This window comes from Thermococcus aegaeus, from assembly GCF_055393685.1.
In genome coordinates, this window is the sequence record NZ_AP042464.1 from 763,236 (window position 1) to 784,767 (window position 21,532).

The 21,532-nt window shown below is 42.3% G+C and carries 18 protein-coding genes; 3 read left to right on the forward strand and 15 right to left on the reverse strand.

Annotation, left to right across the window (positions count from 1 at the left end):
* Position 1: 1 nt before the first annotated feature.
* The 7 genes from ACZ5NL_RS04275 to ACZ5NL_RS04305 all read right to left on the reverse strand — a co-directional run bounded on the left by ACZ5NL_RS04275 (position 2) and on the right by ACZ5NL_RS04305 (position 6,830).
* The gene (locus tag ACZ5NL_RS04275) at positions 2-778 is read right to left on the reverse strand and encodes a putative RNA uridine N3 methyltransferase (protein ID WP_464843100.1); all 777 of its coding nucleotides are present in this window, start codon (positions 776-778) and stop codon (positions 2-4) included.
* A gap of 123 nt (positions 779-901) precedes the next feature.
* Positions 902-1,348 (reverse strand): hydrogenase maturation protease, encoded by a 447-nt coding sequence (locus tag ACZ5NL_RS04280; RefSeq protein ID WP_464843102.1) that lies wholly within the window; start codon positions 1,346-1,348, stop codon positions 902-904.
* Positions 1,349-1,386: 38 nt separating this feature from the next.
* Complete coding sequence (gene hydA, locus ACZ5NL_RS04285) at positions 1,387-2,667, reverse strand: NADPH-dependent hydrogenase/sulfhydrogenase 1 subunit alpha (protein WP_464843310.1); 1,281 nt, start codon at positions 2,665-2,667, stop codon at positions 1,387-1,389.
* Positions 2,667-3,455: an NADPH-dependent hydrogenase/sulfhydrogenase 1 subunit delta gene (gene hydD / locus ACZ5NL_RS04290; protein WP_464843104.1), complete on the reverse strand. Its 789-nt coding sequence runs from the start codon at positions 3,453-3,455 to the stop codon at positions 2,667-2,669. Before hydD ends, hydA begins: the two co-directional genes overlap by 1 nt.
* 10 nt (positions 3,456-3,465) lie before the next feature.
* Positions 3,466-4,356: an NADPH-dependent hydrogenase/sulfhydrogenase 1 subunit gamma gene (gene hydG, locus ACZ5NL_RS04295; RefSeq protein WP_464843105.1), complete on the reverse strand. Its 891-nt coding sequence runs from the start codon at positions 4,354-4,356 to the stop codon at positions 3,466-3,468.
* The gene (hydB, locus tag ACZ5NL_RS04300) at positions 4,353-5,456 is read right to left on the reverse strand and encodes an NADPH-dependent hydrogenase/sulfhydrogenase 1 subunit beta (protein ID WP_464843311.1); all 1,104 of its coding nucleotides are present in this window, start codon (positions 5,454-5,456) and stop codon (positions 4,353-4,355) included. Before hydB ends, hydG begins: the two co-directional genes overlap by 4 nt.
* A gap of 279 nt (positions 5,457-5,735) precedes the next feature.
* On the reverse strand, positions 5,736-6,830 hold the full coding sequence (locus ACZ5NL_RS04305) for an MFS transporter (protein ID WP_464843107.1): 1,095 nt from the start codon (positions 6,828-6,830) through the stop codon (positions 5,736-5,738).
* A gap of 84 nt (positions 6,831-6,914) precedes the next feature.
* Here ACZ5NL_RS04305 and ACZ5NL_RS04310 point away from each other — a divergent pair, with 84 nt between their 5' ends.
* Together ACZ5NL_RS04310 and ACZ5NL_RS04315 are read left to right on the forward strand one after the other, a co-directional pair.
* Entirely contained in the window at positions 6,915-7,838 is a 924-nt protein-coding gene (locus ACZ5NL_RS04310; protein WP_464843109.1) for an RIO1 family regulatory kinase/ATPase domain-containing protein, read from the forward strand.
* Positions 7,839-7,841: 3 nt separating this feature from the next.
* Positions 7,842-8,330, forward strand: a complete 489-nt coding sequence (locus ACZ5NL_RS04315; RefSeq protein WP_464843111.1) for a hypothetical protein — start codon at positions 7,842-7,844, stop codon at positions 8,328-8,330.
* On the opposite strand, the gene ACZ5NL_RS04320 is transcribed toward ACZ5NL_RS04315, so the two are convergent.
* The 8 genes from ACZ5NL_RS04320 to ACZ5NL_RS04355 all read right to left on the reverse strand — a co-directional run bounded on the left by ACZ5NL_RS04320 (position 8,316) and on the right by ACZ5NL_RS04355 (position 20,256).
* Positions 8,316-9,266, reverse strand: coding sequence for a radical SAM protein (locus ACZ5NL_RS04320; protein ID WP_464843112.1), 951 nt, complete (start codon positions 9,264-9,266; stop codon positions 8,316-8,318). The two genes, ACZ5NL_RS04315 and ACZ5NL_RS04320, sit on opposite strands and share 15 nt — an antisense overlap.
* Positions 9,263-10,432, reverse strand: coding sequence for an MFS transporter (locus tag ACZ5NL_RS04325; protein WP_464843113.1), 1,170 nt, complete (start codon positions 10,430-10,432; stop codon positions 9,263-9,265). Before ACZ5NL_RS04325 ends, ACZ5NL_RS04320 begins: the two co-directional genes overlap by 4 nt.
* Positions 10,433-10,442: 10 nt before the next feature.
* Positions 10,443-11,360 carry an isoaspartyl peptidase/L-asparaginase family protein gene (locus ACZ5NL_RS04330; RefSeq protein WP_464843312.1) on the reverse strand — a complete coding sequence of 306 codons (918 nt, stop codon included), beginning with the start codon at positions 11,358-11,360 and terminating at the stop codon, positions 10,443-10,445.
* Positions 11,361-11,429: 69 nt separating this feature from the next.
* A complete protein-coding gene (locus ACZ5NL_RS04335; protein WP_464843114.1) occupies positions 11,430-12,344 on the reverse strand; it encodes an AbrB/MazE/SpoVT family DNA-binding domain-containing protein in 915 nt (304 codons plus the stop codon).
* A gap of 54 nt (positions 12,345-12,398) precedes the next feature.
* Positions 12,399-13,772, reverse strand: a complete 1,374-nt coding sequence (locus ACZ5NL_RS04340; RefSeq protein ID WP_464843115.1) for an MATE family efflux transporter — start codon at positions 13,770-13,772, stop codon at positions 12,399-12,401.
* A gap of 35 nt (positions 13,773-13,807) precedes the next feature.
* The gene (locus tag ACZ5NL_RS04345; protein WP_464843116.1) at positions 13,808-15,178 is read right to left on the reverse strand and encodes an MATE family efflux transporter; all 1,371 of its coding nucleotides are present in this window, start codon (positions 15,176-15,178) and stop codon (positions 13,808-13,810) included.
* Positions 15,179-15,327: 149 nt separating this feature from the next.
* Entirely contained in the window at positions 15,328-17,706 is a 2,379-nt protein-coding gene (gene ppsA, locus ACZ5NL_RS04350) for a phosphoenolpyruvate synthase (RefSeq protein ID WP_464843117.1), read from the reverse strand.
* Positions 17,707-17,820: 114 nt separating this feature from the next.
* Positions 17,821-20,256, reverse strand: a complete 2,436-nt coding sequence (locus ACZ5NL_RS04355; protein WP_464843118.1) for a glycosyltransferase family 39 protein — start codon at positions 20,254-20,256, stop codon at positions 17,821-17,823.
* Positions 20,257-20,313: 57 nt separating this feature from the next.
* Here ACZ5NL_RS04355 and ACZ5NL_RS04360 point away from each other — a divergent pair, with 57 nt between their 5' ends.
* A complete protein-coding gene (locus ACZ5NL_RS04360; protein ID WP_464843119.1) occupies positions 20,314-21,375 on the forward strand; it encodes a hypothetical protein in 1,062 nt (353 codons plus the stop codon).
* Positions 21,376-21,532: the final 157 nt, after the last annotated feature.

Below are 21,532 nucleotides of genomic sequence, written 5' to 3' on the forward strand. Positions count from 1 at the left end.
TTCAATCCCTCCTTATGAAATTAAATATCGCCAATGTCGCCAACACGGCTTCCTCCGTTCTAACGGTCTTTGTCTTTTGATTTGGAATCGTATTGAGGATTAGATCAAAGGGATAATCCTCATTGAAGTCTCTCAGGATCTCTATTATTCCCTTCCGGGGAGATCCAAACACGAATCCCACTTCCCCATCCAACGGGGGAAGGTTCACTTTTCTCACATCCTCACCCTTTCGTGAGGTCGCGATTGCAAGGTTGAGTTTTGCCTTTTTAAGTGTTTTTGCCAAGGACTTTCTGGTAAGGTGCACTCGATATCCCCAATACTCCTCGGGTTTTGAAGGCACTACCTTGAGCGGTTTCAGAGACACGATTTTGAATGTCATTCTCCCTTCTCCACTTCCCTCCACGAGGGCAAGCTCATCAAGGCCAATATCCGCGTAAAGCCTTTTACCCTTCCTGATTACAATGCCCTCCCTGATTTCACCGAGCTTGGGTCTTTCCTTGAGTTTGTGGTGCGGGGTTCTCAGGGGTGGCAAAACACCAACGTACTTGAGCTCCTTTGTAAGGGGTATTAGGCTCTTTCGCAGGTACTGCGGTGTCTCCATGTACTCCAGTACGAGTTTAATGAATTTCCCGTCTTTTCCCCCTGCTTTATAAATCCATATGTGCTCCACACCAAAGATCGCTGCCGCCCTGCCGATCTGCCCCACTTTGTAGGTTCTTATTTTCGGGTCAGAGGTCTCTTCGAGGAGTGAATCAGGGATGAAGATATGCCATGCCATTTCAGTCAGCCTTTACATTTCTATACCCTAAAGCTGTAGTGGGGTAAAAAGAAAGTATTTAAAAGGCTTTCGAACTATTCCACCCTTCTGAACCTTCGAAAGTATAAAAAATTTTTGCAAAGATCATTTCGCGATATTCTCTATGGCATTTATAATATTATGAATATTGCTTTTAACTTCTTCACTAAGCTCAGTGCCCAGTCCAATCTCCTTAGCCACAACCCCAACGAAATGAATCTCTGCTTTAGCCAACCGTTCATCAAGGGTCATCAAAAGCTTGAGTCCATCGATGGCTCCCATAAAATGTGAACTCCTTATTTCAGCCTTAAGCTTTCCAAAAATCTCTTCTCCCTTTAGATGAATCATTTCTCCAGGTTTGTATTTATCCGTTAGTATCGCATCCACTATTATTATCTTCTCTTCCCCGTTGTAATAGCGGTGGAGCTTGAATATATCGGTCCCAATTTCAAGAACGTTGTAACCTCTATCTGCTAGAATTCTGCCAATTTTCAGCCCCACACCATCATCCCGCATTAGTTCATTACCAAGGGCAAGAATTAACGTGTTCATATTCTCACCAACAAAAATTGGAGAGGAAGCTAAAAAAATTAAAGCCTAACAACGTGCACAGAACATGAGATACATGGGTCGTATGCCCTAACAGTCATCTCTGCAAGAAGTTTGAGCCTTTCTGGATCGTCTTGCCAGTGCTTCTCCGCCATCATTCTAACGTGGCGCTCCATAATCGCAAGGTTCATTGCTGTTGGAGTTATTATGTCTGCATAGTTGACTTTTCCATCTTTAACTTCAATGGCATAGACGAGTAAACCTCTTGGAGCTTCGGTTATGCTCACTCCAAAGCCGTCTTTCAGCTCAACTTCATCCCTCTCTTTTACCGGCCACTTTGCAAGGGTATCGTCAATGATATCTATTGCCCTCTCTATGAAGTACACCAGCTCAATTGCTTGGGCAAAATTGTTTGCAAAACAGTTGTTATATCTAAGAAGGTCTTTGTATTGGGCATAGAGCTCCTTTGCCTTGCCGTATAGGAGATTCGCGTTGTTAACTATTCTCGAGATTGCACCTACCATAAAGGGCCTCTCCTTGTAAAAGCTGTGCTTTGCAAAGCTGTGCTCAACGACTTTTTCAACTATGTGTTTCTTATAGTCTTCAACTGGGAACTCAAACCCATCACTGACCTTGATGTAGTCTCCGTATATGCCATAGACGTTGTTTCTTGGCTTCACTGCCATATGAACCATCTCATCATCGGTCACCTCTTTATACTGCTCAAGCTTTGAGAAGAGCTCTACTGTATATTCGGCTAAAGGTAGTGCTTCTTTCAGTTCTCTCTTAAGCTCCTCAAACTGAGCTTTTGTTGGAAGCTTTCCAAAGCCTCCAAGTACGGCGTTTTCTTGATGAATTGCCCTTGAGCCGAGATAATCCATTATTTTTGAACCAATGTTTTTTAGTGCCATTGCATACTCGATTTCTTTCTTGTACTTATCCACCATTGCCAGTGGGTTTGAGTATCCGAGATAATCTGGAAGAACTAGTAAATAGAGATGTAGGGCATGGCTCTCTATAGTATCCCCCATATAGAGGAGTTCTCTCAAATCTTGAATTTCGGGTCTTGGAGTAAATCCTACAGCCTTTTCTGCCGCTTCTAATGCCGTGAGCTTATGGGAAGCCGAACAGAATGAACAGACTCTCGGATAGATTGCCAACGCCTCTTCAAGCTTCTTACCAATTGTAATAGCCTCAAAGAATCTTGGCCCCTCTATTATATTAAGCTTTACCTCTTTAACCCCTTCTTCGCTTGTAACTATCTCTATTCCTCCTTTACCCTCAACACGGGCTATATGATCAACTGTAATCGGGATGTACATCATTCTCCCTCCTCAAATATCTTGTTAACCATCTCCTCAAGCTTTGGATTGTGGGCGTTAAAGATCTTCATTCTCTCAAGTATTTCCTCTTTTGTAAGACCTTTCTTCTTGAATTCTAACGCTAGAGAGTCAAACCACGCAACGTCATAGCCTACAGCTCCCCTACACCCAATGCAAGCAACGTTAAAGGCTGGACACCTAGCGTCACATCCAGCGACTGTCACTGGGCCCAGACATGGCTCTCCCTTTTCTATGAGAATACAGGGGTTTCCTCTAAGCCTGCACTCAACACACACCGGATAATCAATGTCTTCAGGCCATGAGCCCACTAAAAATGTGCCCAATGCATATAGGAAATCCTTCTTCTCCGGTGGACATCCGTAAAGCTTGTAGTCAACCTTAATGTATTTTTCAACAGGCTCTGCCATCTTGGGCTCAAATTTAACATGAGCATCTCCGTAAACAGTCCTCCAAAGCTCACTAAGTTCTTTATCCTTACCCCAGCTCTGCACTCCACCTTGGGTTGCACAAGCTCCAACTGCAACGACTATTTTAGCCTTTTCCCTGATCTTCTTTACAAGCTCTACTTCCTCTTGAGTAGAAACGCTTCCCTCTATGAAGGCTATATCAACTTCTCTGTCTTCATCACTGTCTCTCTCCACCATAAACCAGCATTCTATCTCTGTCTTATCTAAGAGGTGAAGTATTTCATCCATCATGGCCATTTGAAGCTGACAGCCATAGCATGAAGTTAAGGCGTAAAATCCAATTCTAACCTTCTCGCTCATCTCTCCCACCTCAGTCCAGCAGTCCAGGGGTTGATATTATGTCAAAGTAGCCAAATACCGGTCCGTCTTTACATATGTACTTCCATGAAGTGCTTGTTCCTACGTTACAATGACCACATTTTCCGATTCCGCACTTCATTTTTCTTTCAAGCGTTACGTAGATGTTTTCTGGCCTATACCCATAGTTTATGAGGGACTCAAAGACAGCCTTATACATCCTTGGGGGACCACAAACTGCAACTGCTGTATTCTTGGGGTTTGTGTTAGCTTCAACTATAAATTGCTGGGGCCTGCCCTTTAATCCAGGCCAATCAGGATCTCTTGTAACGCTTTGGATTATTTTAACGTTCTCCGCCTCTGCCAAATCTTTCATTGCCTCAAGCTCTTTGTAAAAGAGCAAGTCCTTTCCATATCTAGCCGTGTTTATGAATGTGATGTTTCCATACTTCCACCTGTTGTCCATTGCATAAAGGAAGACACTTCTAAGGGGAGCAGTCCCCAGTCCAGCAGCAATAAGCAGTAGATCCATTCCCTCCCATTCATCGACAGGAAATCCATTTCCGTAGGGCCCTCTAACTAAAACCGTATCTCCAGGCTTGAGCTTGTGGACTACCGTTGTTACTCTACCTGCTTTTCTTATACAAAGTTCAAAGAAACCTCTTCTCATAGCGGAAGAACATATGCTAATAGGTACTTCCCCAACACCAGGAATAGTAAGCTGGACAAACTGACCTGGTCTGAACGTCCATTTTTCAGCTAACTCTGGATCTTCAAAACGGAATAGGAATAGCTTTTCTGTGTCTGTAAGCTTGTAAACTTTGAGTACTTTTGCTTTGTGGAGAGCATATGGGTTCTCATCGGGCATCATAATATCTTTTGGTACAGTGCTGGGAGTGTTCATAGTTCCTCACCTCCGGCAGAAGTGCCATATGCAAATCCTCTCTTCGGAATCTCCTCCGCAACTTCAGGAGGACATGATTTATCCTCAAGTCCCATAATAGTCCTCAGGTTCTTTACAAAACTTATTTCTGCTGGACAGAAGTATGTACACCTTCCACACCCTACACAGTAGCTTATGCCAAGCTTCTCATTGTAGGAGTTCTTACACAGGTAACGGTTCATAAAACGACTCTTCTTGGTTGGTCTAAAGTTGTGGTTTCCAGCCACAAGGCCGTGACTCCTCAGCTGACATGAATCCCATCTTCTAATCCTAACTCCTGTGTCTCCATCGAGATTTGGTATATCTTGGACTTCATAACATCTACACGTGGGACATGTCAGGTTACAGTTTCCGCATGCTAAACATATCTCACTCTGCTCATCCCACATGGGGTGCTCCATTTCCATCTCAAGCAGATACCTAAGGTTCCCCCAATCTTCATGGTATTTGAACATCTGGTGTCTTTTGTTTTCAAACTCCCTGAAGTTGCATACATCTTGGCTCGTTACCTCTTCAAAGAGCTTTATGTTTTTATCTACTATTCTGTGTCCGATTGGGGTGCCAACCCTTACCAGCCATCCATCAGGAAGCTCGTGAAGGAATAAGTCGAACCCATCGTCCGCAAAGTCTGTCTCCCTCAAATTACAGAAACAGTACTCATCTGGAACACAGCTTATTCCTATTATTATGCCCTTTTCTCTTCTGACTTTGTAGTATTTGTCAGGAAGCTCATCTAGGTATATCGTGTCCATTATCTTAAGGCCGAAGATATCGCACGCATGAACCCCAAAAACTACAAATGGTTCAACGTTTTCAATAATCTCCTTATATTCTGCCTTCGAAATGCTAAATTCAAACATTTTTTCTCTCGGAAGGAAGAAGAACTTCTTCGGAGGCATTATGGTTCTGTTATATTTGAATTCTATTTGCCTCACGTCTTCAACTTCTCTGAAGTCATAGAACTTCTCTGAGATTTTTACCGGAGCGTAAAGGGTTCCCCAGTCCTTTAATCGCTCTAGGAACTCGTAAGTATTCTCCTTCGGCAGCTTAACATATCTCAACTCCATCACCCCACCGATGTACACAAATAGTCCTAGTGAACATTTTTATTCATCCTCATTGAAAGCTTGTTTTGTGTATAAAAAAGCCTTTCTAAATCCTTAGATTTTTAACCAAAGGTTTAACACAGTAAATTCGCTCAAAATACTTTGTTTATATATTCTTCAAACAACAGAAACCAACATCACGGTTCAAATAAATCCCACCAACGACTGATTTTAGGCTTAGATGTACAAAAGTATAACCAAAAGAAATAAACCATAGGAATTAGCAAATGCTTCTCATCGAAAGCACCAGAGAATTAAGAAACTTAACAGGTACATCCCTGAAATTGAATAAAACGCTATTTCATAGCCTGCAGTATCGATCAAAAGCCCTACAAAATAGGGCCCCGCAGTTGCTCCAAAAAACCCCATCATGTTCACAAAACCCATAACAGTGCCGAGATTTTCCTCACTTGCATGTTCGCTTGTGTAGGCAGTTACTATCGGGCCAACGGAGTAAAAAAACAACCCCAATAACAAAACCAGCATGGGATAAGCTGTTTTCACTAACAGAAAAGACAAGAGGGCATTAAGCACAAGAACAGAGAGAAGGCTGGTTTCCCTGATCTTATCATACACACCTCCTCCAGCAATGGAACCAAAAATCCCCACCATCGAAAGGAGAGAAAAGTAAAAAGAAGCTTCTTCTACACTTCTGCCTTTGTTCACAAAGAAGTCTGGAAGAAAAGTTAGCATTCCAAAGAAGGCCGCTAGGACTATGAAGTTCATGATACTCAAGCTAAATACCTTCCTAGGCACCGTGAACTTTGGTCGTTCAACTTGCTTTACCTCTCCTTTGATTATTAGCATAAGCGCTATTCCAACTGTTAGGCTCATAAGTGAGAGAATCAAAAACGAATACCTCCACTCTAGAGATAAGGCTATTGGGATAACAATTGCTGGAGCAATGGCAGTCCCTATTGGGGGACCAACCATAAAAACACCCAACGCAGAGCCCTTTCTCTCCTTATATATCTCACTTATGAGAGCGGTGGCTGGGGCATAGTAGAGACCAGCAAAAATCCCGTAGAGAGCCCTGATCCCAATAAGATGCCAGTATTGCCGAGCAAAAATGGCCAAGGAGCTTGCTAATGAATAGCCAACGATGCTAATGACTATGAGCTTTTTCCTTCCGAGCTTGTCCCCAAAATAACCAGCAGGGACTTGGATTAACGCATAGGGGAGAAGAAGGGATGTCATGAGAAGCCCAGCCTGGGCGTTTGTTATGGCTAACTCTTCTTTGATTATTGGGATAAGGGGAGGAATAGCCATTCTATGGGCATAGTTGAATATCCACCCAAGAGAGAGCAGTAGGAGAAGTTTTTTCTGCATATTTTGAGGTGAAAGGTTGAACGTTTAAAAAATTATCGAAGAGTTAAATATAAAAAGGAAACAATATAGGGCTGAGTGAGGACCATGGTAAGCAAACTTCTTGCACTCGAAGTATATCCCAATCTCAAAGATCTCGATTTTAGGATACTCAGGGGAGTAGAGCTTAATATGCGCCACTATGAGTGGGTGCCCTTAGAGATCGTAGCAAGATTCGCCCGAGTTGATGTTGAAACTGCATCTTACAGACTGGGAAAGCTTGACAACTGGGGGCTCGTTAGGAGAAGAAGCGACATAGGTTATATTGGCTACCAGCTCACGATTCACGGCTACGACGCTTTGGCAATAAGAGCATTTGCTAAAAAGGGGATTATAAAGGCGATAAGCCAGACACAGATTGGAGTAGGGAAAGAGGCAGATGTTTATGTGGGGATAACTCCGAATGAAGAAAAAGTAGCCGTTAAATTTAATCGGATAGGAAGAACAAGTTTCACAAGAATAAAGCTCTACAGACCCGATTTTACCGACAAAAGGCATATATCATGGCTCTATATTTCAAGGCTTGTTGCCCAGAGAGAGTATGAAGCCCTTCAGCTCTTGAGCCCAATAGCCAAAGTTCCAAAACCCCTTGCGTGGAACAGACATGCGATTGTTATGGAATTTATAGAAGGGGTTGAGCTTATAGAGCTTGCAGATACAGATTTGACAAAAGAGGAAGCATCAGAGATACTAGACAAAGTTCTGGGAGAGTATAAAAAGATTGTTGAGTTCGGGATAATTCACTCCGATATGAGCCTTTACAACATAGTTCTTAAAAAGAATGGGGATATATTAATAATAGACTGGCCCCAATATTTAACAACGGCTTTTCCAGATGCCAAGTACTATCTGGAAAGAGACCTCAGAGTGCTCCTGAATTCGTTTAAACGAAAATGGCGGGTAGAAAAAAATTGGGATGAGGTTTGGAAAGAATTTGAAGAGGCCTTTAAAAAGAGCTTGAAAGAGGCGTAAAAGATGACAAAGAAAGAAGAGGTCATTGCAACCCTCTTAAAGGAGGCTCAAAGAGCATTAAACGAACGAAAAATTGAGGCTGCAAAAAAGAAATTCGATGAGGTCATGCATCTCTCAAAGGGCTCTTATCCATGGATTTATTTTGAAGCCTGCTTTGGCTTGGTCGAGGCTTTTATAGAAGAGGGCAACTACAGCGGTGCTGTAAAGTGCTCAATTAGAGCACTTCTGAATGCTTCAAATGAAGAAATGTTTTCGCTCGGAGTTGAGAGACTAAAAAACGTTCTCGCAATAATCAAGAAGAATAATAAATTTGACCTAATCAGAGATAGGCTGGAGATTTTGTTCCCGCAAACATCTACTAACAGAGACCTCCAAATGTTCGTACTGGCATTGGATGCCCTTACAAAGGGGGATGTTAAAAAAGCACAGGTCTTGGCCAAAGATATAAGCTCAGAAAAACTCAAGGAGGTTATAGAATCACTCATGGAATAGCTTGTCCAATAATCTTTCAAACTGCCTCTTTTCAGGTCTTACCGGAAAGTTATATGGTTCTCTGCTTGGCTTCTCGTTGTAATACGGCCGATTACACCCGGGACAGCCATGAGTCATAAAGGCACTCTCATCGAGAACCTTCAAAAGCTCTTCTTTGGAAAGGCCGAAATCCATTAGTCTTCCATTGTCAAACTTAAACTCTTCAACCCTTGCTATCTGGTTTTCAATTAAATAAACCCCAATCTGCATTAATCTGTATCTATTTGGATCCGGAGGAGTCTGGTTTTCCAATATAGTTCCTTTAACTGGAGTAAACGCAAAAATCGAAACTTTAGCCTTTGAATCATACGCCCTCTGAACTGCTTGTAAGAACTCTTCTTCGCTCTCGCCCAATCCAAAGATCAAATGAACAAATGCCTTCCCTTCCCCAAAAACATCAATAACTGCATCAACAAATTTCCACATTTCCTCCCAGGAGTACATAGACTCCTTTACTCGGCTATAAACTCTCTCACTTGCTGCATCTATTCCAACACCAATGTAATCCACTCCAAGTCTCCGAAACTCTCTAAGAGAGTTTTTATCGACAGGGGTTATCGAGAGGGAAATTGGAAGACCTAATGGATAAAAAGCTTTTAGAATCTTTAAGACGTCTTCCCTTAAATTTGGATAATCTATAGTTTGCAGACATATTCTCGCAAATTTTGAACTTTCTAGTTTTTCTACAACTTCCTTTAACTCGAATGCAGGCCAAGTTATCCTCGAAAGCTTTTCCAGATTTGACTTACTCCCTCTGGCCTGAACACAAAAGGCACAATTGTTTAAGCATCTCCCATCATAATACGTCATGAAATACGCCGTCGTGGGCTTTGCAAACATTTTTCCCTTCTTAAGCCCTAAGACAACTGCGGTTCCATATGAAACCCTTATTTTCATAGTCTTTTCCTCCCAAGCATCCTGAGCAATATGAGGTTAAATAGAGATAAAAATGTTAGCATAGGTAGGAAAAGGAATATTGACTTGTAGCCTTCAATTTCCGCTAGGTAACCAAGAACTAAAGGCCCAGAAAGATAGCCCAAATCAAAAAACATTGTATAGACACTCGAGCCTAACCCTCTAATATTCTTGGGGAGATTAGCTAAAGCCAGCATTTGAAGAGAGGGAACAGCCAGTCCAAACCCCATTCCCAGAATAACCGCGCTTAGATATGCTTCCGGGGGTAGAAGGTAGAAAAATAAGATAGCATAAGCAGATGTTATTAGCAGCAATCCTGAAGAAGCTACTGGAATTGGCCCCCTTTTATCTGCTTCCCTTCCACCAAAAACCCTTGTGAGAAGGCTAAAACCACCCATGATGCTCGCATATATCCCAAAGATACTTGTGCCTAATCCAACAATCTTGTAGTATGCCGGGAGAAACGTGTACATACCACTATAAGCGAAGACCATAAAGAAAAGTGAAATCGAAGCACCAACAAAAGACATGTTAATCAGATCCCTGTAAGAACCCTTCTTTTCTTCGCTTTCTTTGAACTGTATCTTAGCTCTAACTTCCTTATATGCGTTTAAAACAAATAGAAAGCCCACTAAAGAGAATAAGATTGCGAGAACAAAGGCAGAATGAAATCCAAAGTAATCTGCAACTATTCCTCCCACAGCCGGACCAATGAGCTGGCTTAGGGAAAACATTGTTCCCCTCCATCCCAAAGTTTCCCCGACTCTTCCTTTAGGAGCTAGGTTTATGGCAGTTGAGAGGGAGGAGGGAAAGAAAAATGCTGATGCAGCTCCATGCACTGCCCTTCCTATGGCAAAAATAGTCAAACTTCGCATGAAAAAAGAGAGAAGATAAAACCCCCCTGCAACAGCACCAAGGACCGTGCCTACCATCATTACCTCAAAGCTTTTTCCCTTGTCTCCCAAGATACCCCCTACGGGCTTCAGTACGAAGGCGAATATTGAGGACACGGAGGCTACGATGCCAACTAAGAATGGGCTGGCACCAAAAGTTATAGCAAGGGGGGAGATTAGAGGTGCCACTAGAATATAGCCCAAGAAGAAGAAAAGTGTCGAAAAATGAAGAAGCCATAAGTCTTTTCTTCTCATCTTTTACCCCCTAAATCTCCACAGCTGGACTCTCCATGTCGTCTTTCATGTATGCAACACTCATATGCTTGGTGTTTTTGGCAAAGCCTATGTTCCCTTCTCTATCAACCACGATTATCCCCATGTTGTCTCTCCCAAAGTACTTAGTTGCAAGTTCTATGGCAGCTTCGCTAGCTTTTTGTGCATTCAGGCCGAATCTAACAAAGTCTGTAGCGGTTTTTGCAAGAGAAAGCTTTATGGCAACTTCTCCAAGTCCAGTGCACGAAGCCCCAGCAAATTCATTAGCATAAGTTCCGGCTCCTATTATCGGGGTATCTCCAACCCTTCCAAACATTTTCAAGAAAACTCCCCCCGTAGAAGTGCCAGCCACTATTTCTTGCCCATCAAAGGCAACTGCCCCGACAGTACTTCTTAGGACTTCAGGATATTCCTTTATCAGCTCACTAATCTTTCTCCAGTGGGGAATGTTCCCATCTTCAAGGAGTTTTTGTCTAAGCTTCCTCCACTGTTCAACCCTCTCTTCAGTTATAGGATTGTACTCCTCAAATCCCATCAGACGGGCAAACTTAAGGGCCCCTTCTCCGGCAAGGAGAACATGATCAGTTTTTTCCATAACCTTTCTTGCCACGCTTATAGGATTTTTAACTCCCCATATGCTCGCTACAGCACCAGCCTCAAGATTAGAACGCATAATAGCAGCATCCATTTCCACTTTTCCATCCAAGGTCAAAACACTACCCGTCCCAGCGTTGAATATCGGATTATCCTCCAATACTTTAATGGCTTCTTCAACGGCATCCAAAGCAGATCCTCGTTTTAGCTCTTTCCATCCCGCTAAAACAGCCTCTCTAACCCCTTCAAGAACTTTGGGAATCCGATCTTCCTTCTTTATTGTGCCGGCGCCACCGTGAACAATAATCGCAACCATTAGAACCACCATTACGTAATGTCTTCGAAAGGTTAAAAGCATTATGGAAACGGAAAGAGAGAAGTTTCATTAGCTTAGACTCATATTTATTATTGTCTCTCCTATGTTCTCAAGATATTCCAGTATTCTACGATAGCTGTCCATAGCAACAGATTTTCTGTAGTCTATCGATTTTATATGGGCCTTTAATTCAAGCATTATTTCATCAATCTTTTTTAGATCTTTCTGGGCTATCTGAGCCATGACTTTTTGAAGTATTTCCTTCAAGTACGCAATATCTAAATCTGGATCAAAGTTCTCAGCGATTCTGACCATGTGATCCCCTATTCTCTCAATATTGCGCACTATGAAGAGAACCCCCAGAAGGTCAAAATTTCTCTTGATAAGCCCTCCATCCTTCACTATGCTGCCTCCAGAAAGTATTTTATTCACTGCTCTCAGCGTTAGGAAATAAAAGCGATCCAGTTCATTTTCTAGGCCGTTGATATCTCTGAGAACTTCTTTCTTCTCAAATTCACTTATAAGCATTAGATCCTCTATCATTGAAATTAGGATAGAAGTTAGTCTCTCTATTATCTCTTTTAGGTTTACCTCCTCATCCGCCAATAGGCTTTTGCTTGTAATTCTAAGGGGTTCTTCCAAGATTATTTCCAATCCCGGAAGATTCTGAATTGTCCCTCGTATCTTTACCTTATAGATGGGCATATCCTCGGTAAATTTTACATCAATAATATCATACCCTTGTATGTAGGCAGAAATCAAAAGTCTAACCGCCATGTCAGGGGAAATATCTTTAGAGATTACAAGTTCTTTACTTTCACTAACCTCTTTGGGTTCTTTAGGAAGTATTAGCAGAGATCCATCGGGATTGATCACTATCGGAACTACATCCCCTTGCCTTAAGTTATTTTCCTTAACCCACTTTTTTGGAAGTGAGATTATATATGAGCTCCGTCCAGTAAACTGTATCTTCCTGAACTCCATACTAAACACCCAATCTATATAGAAACTTGTTCAGGATATAAATATTTTGGCACTTCACCCTTCATCTATAATTCTCTTCATCCATGTTCCTCTTAAAAACCATGCAAAAGCGAATATTCCAGCGACGATATTGCTGAGACCCATGCCCAGAAAAACCCCAATGGAAGATCCCAAGAGTATATAACCCAAAGTATAGCTAAGTGGAATCCTTAATCCCCAAAGCCGCAGAATTCCCAAAATCATGCTTTTCTTTGTATGTCCCGATGCCCTAAAGACGTTGTTTACCACAACGAAAATGCCGTTGAAAAAGGGAACGGATGTGAGGAAATACTTCCAAACGACTGCACTTTCTTTTATTACCTCATCATCATTGAGGAAAACCCTAAATATTGGGACCCTTAGAATCCCTATAACTACAACAGCACTTGTAGCTATTAGAAGATTGATAACCATAGTTCTCTCTGCTATCTTCTTTGCCCTCTCGTATTTCTCAGCACCAACGTTCTGGGCTATCATGGTTCCCATCGCCATGCTTATTCCCCTAGAAATGCTGGTAAGAAAGTTCACTAAGCGTGTCGTTATAGTATAAGCCGCATAAGTGACATCTCCAAACCCAAATATTATCCTTGTAAGCATGACAAAACCAAAACTGTTTGCAGATTGTCCTATTCCAGATGGCAACCCCACCTTAAAAATGCGCTTGTAGAATTCAAAATCCGGCTTAAGCTCCCTTGGTGTTAAGTGTATGGGAACTTTTCCGTTAAAGAGAAGGTATGCCCCAATTATTGAGCCAAGGGTATTTGAGAAAACAGTTGCCACAGCAGCTCCGGCAACGCCAAGCCTTGGAAGCCCAAAAAGACCAAATATCAAAATAGGATCAAAAATTACATTCAGAAATACCGTAAACATGTTGATCTTTACTGGAGTTTTTGTATCTCCAGTGGCCCTCATCAGAGCACTAAAAGCAAAGCCCATAAAAGAAAAAGGAAGCCCCAAGAAAACTATTCTAACATAGGTGAGAGCATAAGGATAAACATTTGGAGTAACTTTCATAAATTCTAGGGCCTTGGGAGTTATGAGGAACCCCAAAACTGCTGTAAGGGAAGCAAAAAAGAGAACTAAAGAGTACAATGCTCCAGCAGCCCTATTAGCCTTATCATATAGATTTGCCCCTATGTACTGTCCAACAAAAGCAAAACCAGCAACGGCAAATCCTTGGCCGAGGTTCATGAGGGTTCCAATTAGAGGCCAAGAAACACCTGGAGCAGAAAGAGCTTCTCTTCCAATTTTTCCAAGCCAGAAAGTATCGGTTATGTTATAAAGGACATGGACGAGGTTGTTGAGGATTAATGGCCAGGATAACTTGAAAAGAGTTTTCTCGATATTCCCTTCCAGAATTTCCGCTCTCATTTCCTCTATTCTGGCCATGGTAAAAATACCTATCGAAGCGTTAATATATAAGATTAATGGTCTATAATTCTCTTCATCCAGCTCCCCTTAAGGAACCAAGTAAAGCCAATTAATGCTGCTAGAAAGTTGCTTAAACCCATTCCAAGCCATACTCCTGTTGTGTCTGCCATAAACTTCCCAAGGGTGTATGCAAGGGGGATTCTAAGTACCCACAGCCTTACCATGCCCAGTATCATGCTCTTTTTAGTATGTCCTGAGCTCTGAAATACGTTGCTTACAGCAGAAAAAATGCCAAAAAATGGCAAGGAAAATGCAAAATACTTAACAAACTTAGCACTTTCTGCTAAGACCCTCTCGTCTTTGACAAAAAATCCAAAGATCTGGGCTCTAAATACTACCACTATGGCAGTTCCGATGGTTAGGACAATTAAATTGGTCAGCATAGCTCTCTCTGCTATCTTCTTTGCCCTCTCGTATTTCTCAGCACCAACATTCTGACCCACCATAGTTCCCATCGCTTGGCTTATCCCATTGGCTATAGCGAACATAAAATTGGTAAGGCGGTTTCCTATGGTATAGGTAGCAAAGGCAACGGTTCCGTAAATGTAGATTATCCTCGTAAGTACAACAAAACCGAAGGCATCCGTGGAGAAGCCCACACTCGAAGGCAATCCTACCCTAAAAATCCTAGCATAAAAGTCCCACTCCGGCCTGAGATTCTCCCAAGTAAGATGGATTCCCACTTTTCCCTTAAACAGTAGATATCCTCCAATCAAAGAGCCAACACTGTTTGAAAACATTGTTGCTACGGCAGCCCCTATAACCCCAAGCTTTGGGAACCCCAACCAGCCAAAAATCAACAGAGGATCCAAAATAATGTTAAGGAACACAGTGAACATGTTGATTTTCACAGGAGTCTTTGTATCTCCAACCGCTCTGAGGAGGAAGTTAAATGCAAACAAAGTAAAGGAGAAAGGTATGCCTATGAAAATCACTCTAATATAGTTCAAAGCAAAGGGATAAACCTCAGGAGTGACCTTCATAAACTTAAGGGCAAAAGGGGCTATCGAAAGTCCAAAAATGGCCACAAAGAGAGCAAAAAACATCATCAAAGAATACAACGCTCCAGCAGCCCTGTTAGCCTTTTCGTAATCCTTAGCTCCAATATACTGGCTCACAAAGGCAAAACCAGCAGTTGCAAAACCCATTCCAATGCTCATAAAAAACCACACAAGAGGCCAAGCGGTTCCTGGAGCGGATAGTTCTTCTGTACCTAACTTTCCCAGCCAGAAAGTATCTGTGAGGTTATAGAGAACTTGAACCATGTTGTTGATTATTAAAGGATAGGCTAGCTTCAGCATTGTTTTTTCTATGTTGCCCTCTACTATTTCCTGTCTCATTGCTTGAATTTTTTCTCCGTCCATTCTGACCCCCTAGTGCTCTTGTTTCATCCTTAAAAGTGGTCGCTTTATGGTCAAATGGAAATCGAAACGTTACTATAAAAAGCTTATTATGGATAAATTATCCGCAGGCAGAAGTTTACAAAGATTAAGAAGAAAAGAGGTTAGAGAGCTCAGAACTCGAATTCGTCTTCTTCTCCAAAGAGTTTCTTCCTAGCTGCTTCGAAAAGGATCTTCTGCTCTTCCTGGGCTACGGTCTTCCTGATGAGCTCGACTGCATCGGGGTTAGCTGAGATGCTGTCAATGCCGAGCCTGACGAGTATCTTGGCCATCTTTGGATCGCTTCCAGCTTGTCCGCAGATGCTGGTTTCAACTCCGTACTTCTTGCAGACCTTAATGACGTGCTTGATGAGTTTGAGCACCGCTGGGTGAGTCTCATCATAGAGGTAAGCTATTCTGTCGTTGTCTCTATCGATAGCAAGGGTGTACTGGGTAAGGTCGTTTGTACCGAAGCTTATGAAGTCGATGCCCTCCTTGACGAGCTCTTCTATGATGAGAGCTGCTGCTGGAACCTCTATCATAACACCCCACTCGACGTCCTTGTGTGGAACGAGACCGACTTCAAGGGCAATTTCCTTAGCCTTCCTGATCTGCTCTGGGTGGCCCACAAGTGGGAGCATGACACCGATGTTGTTGTAACCTTCTTCGACAACCTTCTTAATAGCCTTAAACTCAGCCTTGAGCAGTTCTGGCTGGTCAAGACTTCTTCTAATTCCTCTCCATCCAAGCATTGGGTTTCTTTCATCTGGCTCGTCTTCTCCACCGGGCATCTCCTTGAACTCGTTGGTTGGAGCATCAAGTGTTCTGTACCACACTGGTCTTGGATAGAAGGCAGCTGCGACAGTTCTGATGCCCTCAGCAAGCTTTTCGACAAGTTCCTCTTCCTTTCCTTCTTTGATGAACTTAACTGGGTGCTGGCCAATGCTGAGGATCATGTGCTCTGCTCTAAGCAAACCAACTCCATCTGCTCCAGTTGCTGCAGCCCTTTCGGCAACCTCAGGCATTGAAACGTTAACCTTTACCTTGGTTGCAGTGATAAGCGGAGCACCAGCAACTACTACCTGACCACCAGCGGCTACCGCAGCTTCTTCCTTCTTCTCAACGAGGCTCTTAACTATGCCTTTGTAAACGACACCCCTAGTACCATCAACGGTGACATAATCACCGGTCTTAAGCTTCTTGGTAGCCTCTTTGGTACCAACAACAGCTGGGATGCCGAGCTCTCTACTGACTATAGCAGCGTGGCTGGTTCTTCCACCTTCGTCAGTGACAATAGCAGAGGCCCTCTTCATTGCAGGAACCATATCTGGGTTGGTCATTGTTGTTACAAGGACGTCTCCTTCCTTGACCTTGTCGATCTCACTGGCATCAAAAATAACAACTACTCTACCGGCACCGATACCTGGTGAGGCACCAAGACCTTTGAGAATGACCTCTGCTTCTTCAGTCTCAGCAGCTTCGGTAGCAGCGCTCTCGGCCTCTTTGAGTGTGGTAATAGGTCTGCTCTGGACGATGTAGAGCTTGCCATCGTCCTTATCATAGGCCCACTCAATATCCTGCGGCCATCCGTAGTGTTCTTCGATCTTGGCACCCATCTTTGCAACTTCGATTATCTGCTCATCGGTGAGGACTTGCTTTTCAACGTATTCTGGGCCCAAGTACTCAGCAACTGGAACCTTTACTGTCCCCTTGCCAGTCTCTGGGTTCCTAACAATCATTATCTCCTTCTTGGCAATGAACTTCTCCTTAATCTTCCAAGTGCCCTTTTCAACAATGTATTCATCTGGAGTTACAGCACCGCTAACAACAGCCTCACCAAGTCCCCAGCTTGCGTTGATCATTATCTCATTTCTATCGTTTGTAACCGGGTTAGCTGTAAACATAACACCGCTTGTCTCGCTGTTAACCATCTTTTGAACAACAGCACTCAAGTAAACCTTTGAGTGGTCAAATCCTTGCTTTGCTCTGTAGAAGGTAGCTCTTGCAGTCCAGAGTGAAGCCCAGCATCTCTTTACCTTATCCTTAACATCATCCGCACCAAGAACATCCAAGAAGGTCTCCTGCTGTCCAGCAAATGAGGCCTCTGGGAGATCTTCTGCTGTAGCAGAGCTCCTAACAGCCACATAAACCTCATCTTTGCCAAACCTTTGGCTGAGCTCCTTATAAGCTTGCTCAATCTCCTTGGCGATTTCCTCAGGCATTTCAAGCGAGATGATCTTTTCCCTAATCTTAGCGGTGTTCTCTTGGAGCTGCTTGCTGTCATCAACATTGGTTTTGCTTATAACATCCATAATCCACTCTTGGAGAGTTCTTCCGTCTTCAACCCTAACGTTTTCAACAAAATACTTGTATGCCTCAGCTGTAACACAGAACCCTGGTGGAACTGGGATCCCAGCATTTGTCATTTCTCCAAGGTTTGCACCTTTTCCGCCCACAAGGGGGACGTCTTCTTTCCTCAATTCCTCAAACCATTTTATGAATTTGTACGCCATCTCGATCCCTCCTTTTTAGAATAACCGTGGGTGATATAGAGAGAGCCTATTTAAAATTAACTGTCCAAAGATGGCTTTTGAACCCATAAAATAATGAGGCCATAAGGTTAAAAATTAAAAGTTCTGTAACGAAAGAATCTCACTAAGGCTTTCAACAGCATTTTTCGTGCCATATGCATATTCCAAAGCCCTAAAAATATCCAATGTGGCTTGGAGAGGCCTTGGTTCCTTGTTAAGATCATAGGTGTTCCTAATAATGTGGAGCATCTGCTCCTCCTCTTTCGTCATTCCGACAATGTGGTACACAAATAAAACATTTGCATAGGTTGCTCTAGAATAGCCGTATCCCTTCTCCCCTTTGAAACGCCCGTTTTCTTCTTGTTGCTCCTTGATCCATTCTGCTGCTTTTTTGATTGCGGGTAAAACCCTTTCGTCTCCACTTATCTGGTAGTATCTTGCCAGGCCAAAAGCTGTCACTATTGTTCCTCCCAAGCTTCCTTTCCAGCTCCCATCTTTCTTTTGTTCCTTAAGGATTTTTGTTACTATGTTATTTAGCACGGTCTCATTAAGCAGGCCGTACTCATAGAGTATTGGGAGCATCTGGGCCTCAGCAAAGAGATCTCCTTTATCATCTTTTGATGTTGTCATTACGTAATCGTCTTTAATTCTCTCTTCAAGATACCTTATCCCCTTCTTCTTCCCCTCAAACGGCATTTCCTTTAGAGGCTCCAATGTAAAGGCAGTATACAGAGTAAAGTCATTTGGTGGAACACCTTCAGGGAAGCCACCATTATCGAGTTGTTTGTACGCGAGCCACTCCAATAACCACTCCTCCCTTTCCTTAAATTTCTCATATCCCGTTTTCTGATAGAGGTAGGCATAGAGTCTGGCTATCCTTGCGTTGAGGAAGTAGTCTCCCTTGTATCCATCGTCAAAATCTGCGTAATTATATCCCGTCCAGAACTTTTCCAGAAAGTTAACAAGGGTTTCATATTCTCCGGAATACCGTATTTTGTCCTGATCCTCTGGTAATAGAGGAGGATTTGAGATGAACTTATAAATCTCCGAATTTCCGTTAACAAAGAGGGTCTTAAAATGGGTATCGTAAGGGGCATATTCCATTAAGCCGTACTTTATCAGACCATAAGCCCTGCGATACTTATCTACATAGATGTAGCTCACATTGTAGAGCTTCATCAGATGATAAACCCTTTCCTTTTGAGTTGAGCTGAACATGACAACATGATCCGCATAGGCCTTCTTTGCCTCCTGCGTATCTGGAGCTTTTTCAAAAAATCCTTGGTAAACTTTCTTCCACATTACAACATCTTTTCTATGGGTGTTACCTATTAAAAGATACCCAAGATCCCACCATACCAAAAACACGGCATTTTCTGGAGTGTTTTCCTTTATCCATTCAAACGCCTCCTTGTCCTTTACCGTTGGAGGAGTTATATAGGCGTATGAAGAGTAAGCCCCCTGCACAATGGGTGTAACAATGAGCAAGGCCATCAAAATGGAAACAGCTTTTCTGCTCAATAGAGCTCTCCTAAACACGTTTGCACCCAATCCACTCATATCCGCACTTATTTTTTCAAGAATTAAGCGGAGTCTTGGAAACACATCATCCACTAAATACTCTGCCGCCATTACTGAAAGGGGAAGAGAAGCATAAGGATCTCTAAACCTAAACGCTATGCTACCTAAGATCATGAATGTCCAAGCCCACAAAGCCAACCCTCGTCTAATTGGATCTCCCTCGAAATACTTCTTAGTTGCCAGAACTCCAAAAATCAGCTGAACAACTCCAATCCACTTCACATAGCCCAAAGCCGTGACCTCTTCCCTTGGCATTCTGGATATAAGGCCCCTTATGAACTCCCCACTTATGGGAGCATAATAAAGAGCAAGACCTGCAAAGGCTAAAACTGCCAAATAGTGGAGATGCCTCTTCACCCATGGGATAAAGTACACAAAGAACATTAATATTCCAACTCCAACAAAGAACACCCACCCTCTGTGGGTGATCATATAGACCGGAAGCAGGATTCCTAAGTATATTAGGTAGTTTGTCCTTCTGGTTTTAAGAAACCTTATTATCAGCCAGAGACCCAATGTGAAAAGAAAAATGCCAAGATTCTCAGGGATATACAGGCTGGTTCTATAAAGAAAATTCGGAGCAAAGCCCACCAAAAGGGTTGCCAGAAAAGCTTTCTTCTCTTCTCCTAGAATTTCCTCGGAGAGGTGGTAGAAGGCTATCAATGAAAGCGTACCATAGACTGCAGGTAGAATGAAGAACACATAATCACTCTTGAAGATTTCATAAAAGAGAGCGCCCATTATATGAAAGAGAGGAGGATAGCTGTAGGCTTTAAGACCCAAGAGCGAACCTAAATCCCTGGAAAGAACTCCTATCCCACTGTTAACAATTCTTAACGTCAAATCTCTATGGAGGTACTCGTCATAGACTGCCAGTAGCAAAGTCCTGTGAGGTATAAGCCTGATAAGGAATGAAACCGTAATGAACAATGCGAACTTAGCTCTTTTCATCTTTTACACCCCTAAGCCTTTTAATGTTCTTTTGACTTTATTAAAGTTGGTGGTTAAATGAAAGCCCTAAAGCTCTTTACCCTTGCATTTTTTACATACTTATTTTTAATGGTTTATGCAAACATCTTTCTCAAGGATAGATTATATGCCACAGTTCTCCCTTCTAGTAAAATTACAGCCGCTCTTGTTATTGCCTTGCTATTTTGGGGGGTTTTAGTTTTTGGATATTTAAAACCAATAAGATTCCCGGAATGGGTTTACTGGCTTCTCATATTTATCCTATCCTTTGCACTCCCAATCTATGGCCAGCTGGCTGTTTTAGTTGTATTTTTCCTTTCAAGGGAGTATAATGTTTTTGAAAGATATGCAAAATTTGTTCTCATGAGTTCTATCCTTTCCATATTTGTCCTCTATTTATTTGAAGGCGTTCCATTTTTTCAGTGGGAGCTGAGGTTTAGGCTTGTTAAACCCCTAGTGCTTTTTGCGTTTTTGTCTGGGATATCTCTCACATACTGTCAATTAAACTGGAAGATCAGAACTGTTCTTTTCGTAATGTTAGAGGTTCTTTTCTTTCTAGGTACTTTTAGGTCTCTAATGCTTTTGGTATTCCTATTTTACTCGCTTCCGTATTATTACGAAGACAAATTAACGTTCAGACAGGCCTTAATTGGACTGCCAGTTTTCTTATTTATTCTCTTCTTAAGCGGAAATCTCGAAGCCCTCTTAGTCAGAATGGGATTTACATTCCTGATCTTTCATAACATAGTTTCAGTCTCTCTCCCATTTGGCTTTTTCCATGGCAGATTACTACTGCACAGCGACCCAAGGTGGAGAGTTGCGTTTATGTTTACTCTTAATGGTAGGTACACATACTTTCTCTTTGGCCAGCCAATAGCAGATTTTGGGATTTTTGGAATTTTAGAAGCTTATCTCCTAGGAAGTTTGCTTAGATTGTCAGAAATTGACAAAAAAACAGCAAGTGTTGTTTTGGCAACGTTAGTATATGCCCTCGAGGCGGGAATCGATGCATTTTTACTCTCTGTGGTGTTATTGTTTGGCGGCATTTATTCATCTAGTCTTCTCTCTCAATATAAAATAAAAATAGAAGATTCAAAATAACTCCTAGATAAATTTGAGAATAGGAAAACACATGTTTATCTACTCGGTGAATGAAATTCTCACATACAAACATACAATCAGAATAAACACTAAATCCTATGTTTATTGACAAAAAGTTTATATACTGAATAATATAAAAATTGTTGTTATTGCTACA